Genomic DNA, 2,493 nt, shown 5'->3' on the forward strand with positions numbered 1-2,493 from the left:
TCACCGCGGCGAGCGACCCGGACGACGTCACGCTTGAACTCCGGGGGGAACTTCTTGGGCACAGCGACATCCTTCCCGCGGGACAAGATCCCGCAGAACGAGTGTCAACTGAAGTCGCAGCAGTCCCGATGCTGGTCCGTGTTGTTAGCGGCTGGGCCAACCAGGCGGTCCGGGCGCGTGCCGTTGACTTATTGGTCGATTCGGAGGCAGCCGCGTTCAAGAGGGTCAATGCAGAACCTGGGTCACGGTCCTGGGTCCCGAGGCATGCGAGCGCGCTGGTGTCCGTAACAGCCTGTGTTGTGACCAAGTACAGCGAAGGTCCGTCGGGCTGCTGGAACGCCGGGTTGTCCAGCCAGACCTGAATCGTGCGCCATAGGTCGACGCTCATGTCGCCAAGCGTTCCGCCGTCCCCCAAGTGGTGCTTGATCTGTAGCGCCTGGAGAGGATCGCCCGCCGCGTCGTGCCAAGAAACGTCGTCGATGTCTTCCAGGCGTAGTTCCTGGTCCTCTGGCCCTGGCCGCGCGAGCTCCATGAGGGCCCAGCCGACCTGGTACACGTAGCCGAGGGCCTGGCCGGCCGCTGTGTGTTGATCTGCGGCCACTAGCTCATTGTGGCTTGTAAGGCAGGAGCCGGATACCCGCGGAGGGCGGGTGTCAGAAGGTCGCTGGTCAAGGGACCGGCCGTGCGGCCTGCCGTGGAGGAGGCGGCGCCGGCTGAGCCGAGTTGCTCCGGTCGGGACCAGGTCACACCGGGCAGGACCGGCCCGAGAGGGCCGAATGCGCGTGACGGCCGACGTCTTCCCCGTCGTCCGTCCCCAAGCCTGCAAGTGAGGCAGGCAGTGTTGGCCGCATCGTCGGCTGCCTGTGCGCGAGTGCGAACAGCAGCTCGGACAGCGTCGTGAAAGGCGACGCTAGGACGGCGGGTCTTAGCCGCGAGGTGCTCACGGCGCGGTGACGGTCCAACTCGGCGGGTCCCCGACGACGCAGACCCTCCGACGGACGGAGGTCAGAGGTCAGGTGTGCTCGCACCCTTACGGACGTTGCACAACCAGTGGGCGAGTTGGGTGTTGTCCCGGCTGTGCTGACCGTGGGCAGCCAACGGTACGACATGATCCAGGCTCGCTGACTGAAGGTCAGGCCACTTCAGAACAGGGTCGACTTGTGCGGTGCACAGCTGACAGATCCATCCGTCGCGCTCGAAGATCTCAACGGGGTCGAAGCGCTCTGCCTGTGCCAGTTGTGTCCTCTGTCGTCGGACATGGCGGGCCGTCGAGGACGACACTCGCCGTTTCTGGGCCGACCTGGCAGAGAAGGCCGGCGACCAGAGAGTGTGTGGGTGCTGCGCGGCGACCGGCACGCAGGCGACTGCCTCCCACGTGTACTCGCGTCCGTCGGGTGTCACGTCCCTGATAAACTCCCACGCCCACTCCATCCGCTCCCCGTCCACTTCGAACGTGTCCAGAGACCGGCGCTCGCCAGAGGGATCGACCGCGCCGTACACCATTCGGCTGCCCAGCCCGTCCTTCGACGCGGCCTGGATGTGCTTGTGGCCTGACTCGTGTACCGCAACGAAGAGTCCCTGGGGGGCCCACTCGGGGGTCGCCTGCATCTCGTCTGGGCGCAGCCAGATGTAGCTCGTGAACTCGCCGTGTCGCTCGACCACGTCTCCTTCGCGCGGTCCGAAGCCGTCGAACTGATAGGGCAGTTCATCGCTCACAGGCGTGACCGTGGCGAACACCTGAGGTGACGGATCAACGCGGGGGTCCTGCATGGGCGGTGGGGCTGGGACCGGTAGGTCGGCGCCCTTCCGAATCTGCCGGTTGATCTGGCGTCCCAGATTGCTGTTGCAGCGTGACCCACAGACGTGCCGGTCGCGATGAGTCCAGTGCGCGTTCGGTGGTACCGCAGCGCCGCACTTCACGCATGGTTCTCCCCCCACCGCTCGTCCGTCGGGATGGCGTAGCAGGGCGTCGCGCCAGCGCCAATAGCCGTGGCTGTCCGCTTCGATGTCCGTCATGGCGTGCCCACCACCGTCTCGTCGTCGTGCGCCAGCAAGTCCGGAGGGCCAGGGGCCAGGCTCCTTGGCGAAGTGGTCTCTACCTGGGCTGTGGAGAATTGGCCGGCCGCTCGGAGCTGACGAGGCTTTTCACCTGTTCGTACCCGCCCGTCCGCCGCTGATGGGGAGCGGGGAGCTCGAGTCCCACCAAAGGGTTGTCGTCGGGGTGGTGGAAGACCGCCGCCGTCGCACTCATGGCCAGGGACGCGTTCATGCGCCGCGCCAGATCAGCAGATGGGGCTGCTTGCATGTCCTTACCGCCCACCTCGCCCATGATCAGCCCGACACGGCGATCCAGCGGAAGGAAGATCTGGGGACTGCTGCGACTTCAGTTGACACTCGTTCTGCGGGATCTTGTCCCGCGGGAAGGATGTCGCTGTGCCCAAGAAGTTCCCCCCGGAGTTCAAGCGTGACGTCGTCCGGGTCGCTCGCCGCGGT

The 2,493-nt window shown here is 66.1% G+C and carries 1 protein-coding gene; it reads right to left on the reverse strand.

What is annotated here, in order from left to right; all coding sequences use genetic code 11:
- Positions 1–1,005 precede the first annotated feature (1,005 nt).
- On the reverse strand, positions 1,006–1,716 hold the full coding sequence (locus ACJTNH_RS20690) for an HNH endonuclease (RefSeq protein WP_458179152.1): 711 nt from the start codon (positions 1,714–1,716) through the stop codon (positions 1,006–1,008).
- Positions 1,717–2,493 lie beyond the last annotated feature (777 nt).

Source organism: Modestobacter lacusdianchii (genome assembly GCF_054177765.1).